The organism is Rhizobium sp. KNZ2-6A (genome assembly GCF_056755475.1).
In genome coordinates this window covers 1-3683 of record NZ_JBNDIC010000113.1, presented here as the reverse complement: position 1 = coordinate 3683, position 3683 = coordinate 1, and the positions used below count along the sequence as shown (strand labels likewise).

The window sequence follows — 3683 nt, the reverse complement described above, 5'->3', positions numbered from 1 at the left end:
GTCATGGGTGAGCTCGAAAGGCGCACCAGCCAATCCGGCCTTCAGGAAAAGGCCAGCCGGTAAGAATGCGATGACGATAGCGACCAAGACCCAGCCCACGCCCGAGACGCTCGATATTTTCCAGGCGAAAGCCTATTCGCCCTATTATTTCTTTTCCTCGGAAGAGTGGGCGAAATTCCGGGCCGATACGCCGCTGACGCTGACCGCCGACGAAGTGACGCGGCTGCGCTCGATGGGCGACCCGATCGATCTCGACGAGGTCCGGCGCATCTATCTATCGCTATCGCGACTGCTGTCCTCGCATGTGGAATCCTCGCAGATCCTGTTCGAGCAGCGCAACCGCTTCCTCAGCCTATCCGATATCGCCAAGACACCCTTCGTCATCGGCATTGCCGGCTCGGTCGCCGTCGGTAAGTCCACCACCGCCCGTATCCTGAAGGAATTGCTGGGCCGCTGGCCGTCGAGCCCGAAGGTCGATCTCGTCACCACGGACGGCTTTCTCTACCCGAATGCCGAATTGCAGCGCCGCAACCTGATGCAGCGCAAGGGCTTTCCGGAAAGCTACGATACGGCGGCGCTGCTGCGCTTCCTCTCGGCGATCAAGGCCGGCCAGCCGAATGTGCAGGCGCCCTCCTATTCGCACCTCGTCTATGACGTGCTGCCAAACGAATTCAAGACGGTCGACCGCCCGGATATCCTGATCTTCGAAGGCATCAACGTGCTGCAATCGCGGCATTTGCCAGCGGACGGCAAGATCGTGCCGATGGTCTCGGATTTCTTCGACTTCTCGATCTATATCGATGCCGACGAGGAGCTCATTCACAATTGGTATGTCGCCCGCTTCATGCGGCTGCGCGAGACCGCCTTCCGCGATCCCAATTCCTTCTTCCACCGCTACGCCTCGATCAGCGAGGAAGAGGCGCTGGCGATCGCCGAAGGGCTCTGGAAGAACATCAACCTGAAGAACCTGCGCCAGAACATCCTGCCGACGCGGCCACGCGCCGATCTCATCCTGCAGAAGGGTAAGAATCACCTGATCGAGCAGGTGGCGCTCAGGAAGCTCTGACGATCAGGGCTGAACGCGCCTCAGGGTCAAGTTTATCCGGCCGCCATTCTTCAGCAATGTCGACGTGGCCGGATAGATACGGTCGACCCCGTGGAAGCACAATCTTCCCTCACCGCCGAGAACGACGATATCGCCGCTGGAAAGCTTGAAGGATAGCGTGCGATCGTTGCGGTTGAGACCGCCAACCCGAAAGAGGCAGGCGTTTCCCAGCGAGATCGACAGCACGGGCGCATTAAGATCCTTCTCGTCACGATCCTGATGCAGGCCCATGCGGGCATCGTCGCTGTAGAAATTGACGAGACAGGCTTCGGGCGGCTTTTCATAGCCTGCTATCTCGCGCCAGAAATCCAGCAATTGCGGCGGCATGGCCGGCCAGGGGCGACCGGTGACCGGATGCGTCGGCTGGTAACGATAGCCGCGCTCTTTGTCGGTCACCCAGCCGAGCGAACCGCAATTGGTCATGCGCACGGACATTTCCTTGCCGGTGCCGGGCATGACCGGTGTGTAGAGCGGCGCCTCGGCCACAACGGCGCGGATCGCTTCGACGAGCGCTTGCTGGGCGGGGCGATCGAGATAGCCGGGGAGATGGCGAATTCCGTTCGGGAGGAGCATGGATGTGTTCCTGATGGTGCCGGTCAGGTGAATGTGCCGACGTCGCGCCTTTGTGCGCGGCCCCTCACCCCCGCCCTCTCCCCGCAAGCGGGGCGAGGGAGTCTATCTTGCTTTAAGCCAATCCACCACAAGTGAAGTGCGCTGCTGTTCCGCACTGCCGTCCCTTCTCCCCGCATGCGGGGAGAAGGCTAGGATGAGGGGCCAGGCACACAGTTGCAGCGACACCAGACTCACCTGACAAGCCTCTACTTTATCCCAGCCAAACCAGCACTGCAGCCCGAAAACCAAATCTAATCGCCGCCAATCTTGCCACGCATCTTCTTGACCTCGGAACGCCCGGATTTTTCCTTCAGTCGGCGCTCGATCGAACCCTTGGTCGGTTTGGTCTTCTTGCGGGGCGGCGGCGGCGGGGCGGCGGCTTCGAGGATCAGTTCCTTCAGCCGTTCGCGGGCATCCTCGCGATTGCGATCCTGGCTGCGGAAACGGCTGGCCTCGATCATCAACACGCCATCCTTGGAGACGCGGCGGCCGGCGAGCCTGACGGCATTGGCCTTGACGCGGTCATTGAGCGACGGCGAATTTACGATACCGAAGAAGAGCTGGACGGCCGTTGCGACCTTGTTGACATTCTGACCGCCAGGGCCGCCCGCCAGAACGAATTGTTCCGTCAGCTCCCAGCCGGCAATCGTGATCCGGTCGTTGATGTAAAGCGCTTCGCTGGCCATGATTTTCTCCGCGCCTGTCTATCCCACATCGGTGCGCGGTTGAAAATACGGTTGTAGCCAGTTTGGAGGCCGCCTCGTCCTTCGAGGCATTTCAGCGCGCCGCGCCGAAATGCGCCTCAGGATGAGGGCAGAGCATCTACCGCATTGACCGGAAAGACCAGCCCTCATGGTGAGGAGGCCCAGAGGGCCGTCTGGAACCACGAGGGCAAGCGGGTTTCACGTGAGTCATCACTCACGTGATTGTTAATTACTCCGCCGCGACCGGCATTCCCGGCGCCGCATCGCGGACGTTGCCGTCGACGTGGTCCTCGAACTTGGCGAAGTTGGTGACGAACATCTGCACCAGCTTTTCAGCCTGCGCATCATAGGCTTCGCCATCGGCCCAGGTGGAGCGTGGGTCGAGGATTGCGCTGTCGACGCCTTCAACGGCGACCGGAACGGCAAAGCCGAAATTCGGATCGATGCGGAAGTCGACATTGTCGAGATCACCCTTCAGGGCAGCCGCAAGCAGCGCGCGCGTCGCCTTGATCGGCATGCGGCTTCCCTTGCCATAGGCGCCGCCGGTCCAGCCAGTGTTGACCAGCCAGCAACGGGCTCCGTGGCGGGCGATGAACTCCTTGAGCAGGTTGCCGTATTCGGCCGGATGGCGCGGCATGAAGGGAGCGCCGAAGCAGGTCGAGAAGGTGGCTTCCGGCTCAACGACACCCTTTTCCGTGCCGGCGACCTTGGCGGTGTAGCCGGACAGGAAGTGGTACATTGCCTGATCCGGTGTCAGCTTGGCGATCGGCGGCATGACGCCGAAGGCATCGGCCGTCAGCATGATGATCGTCTCGGGATGGCCCGTTATGCCGGACGCCGAAGCGTTCGGAATGAAATGCAGCGGGTAGGCGCTTCGGGTGTTTTCCGTCAGCGAACCGTCGTCGAGATCCGGCCGGCCATGCTCGTCGAGCACGACATTTTCCAGCACTGTGCCGAAGCGGCGTGTCGTGGCGTAGATTTCAGGCTCGGCTTCGGCCGACAGGCGGATGGTCTTGGCGTAGCAGCCACCTTCGAAGTTGAAGATGCCGTTTTCGCCCCAGCCATGCTCGTCGTCGCCGATGAGCGTGCGGGTCGGATCCGCCGACAGCGTCGTCTTGCCGGTGCCCGACAGGCCGAAGAAGATCGCGGCATCGCCTTCGGGGCCGACATTGGCCGAGCAATGCATCGGCATGACGCCGCGCTCCGGCAACATGTAGTTCAGTGCCGTAAAGACCGATTTCTTCATTTCACCGGCATAGGAG

4 protein-coding genes are annotated in these 3683 nt (G+C 61.4%); 1 reads left to right on the top strand and 3 read right to left on the bottom strand.

Features of this window, described 5'->3' with window-relative positions:
* Nucleotides 1–70: 70 nt before the first annotated feature.
* A complete protein-coding gene (gene coaA / locus ACPYOP_RS32650) occupies nucleotides 71–1066 on the top strand; it encodes a type I pantothenate kinase (protein ID WP_481414338.1) in 996 nt (331 codons plus the stop codon).
* A 3-nt stretch (nucleotides 1067–1069) separates the two neighbouring features.
* Here coaA and ACPYOP_RS32645 read toward each other — a convergent pair whose 3' ends face one another.
* The 3 genes from ACPYOP_RS32645 to ACPYOP_RS32635 form a co-directional block, all read right to left on the bottom strand.
* Nucleotides 1070–1678 (bottom strand): alpha-ketoglutarate-dependent dioxygenase AlkB family protein, encoded by a 609-nt coding sequence (locus ACPYOP_RS32645; protein WP_481414337.1) that lies wholly within the window; start codon nucleotides 1676–1678, stop codon nucleotides 1070–1072.
* Between the two features lie 290 nt (nucleotides 1679–1968).
* Entirely contained in the window at nucleotides 1969–2403 is a 435-nt protein-coding gene (arfB, locus tag ACPYOP_RS32640; protein WP_481414336.1) for an alternative ribosome rescue aminoacyl-tRNA hydrolase ArfB, read from the bottom strand.
* A 247-nt stretch (nucleotides 2404–2650) separates the two neighbouring features.
* The coding region (locus ACPYOP_RS32635; protein ID WP_481414335.1) for a phosphoenolpyruvate carboxykinase at nucleotides 2651–3683 on the bottom strand (1033 nt) is incomplete at its 5' end.

Excerpts from the sequence above, each read along its gene's own strand:
- coaA (WP_481414338.1), top strand. The coding sequence starts at position 71 with ATGACGATAGCGACCAAGACCCAGCCCACGCCCGAGACGCTCGATATT.
- ACPYOP_RS32645 (WP_481414337.1), bottom strand. The coding sequence starts at position 1,678 with ATGCTCCTCCCGAACGGAATTCGCCATCTCCCCGGCTATCTCGATCGC.
- arfB (WP_481414336.1), bottom strand. The coding sequence starts at position 2,403 with ATGGCCAGCGAAGCGCTTTACATCAACGACCGGATCACGATTGCCGGC.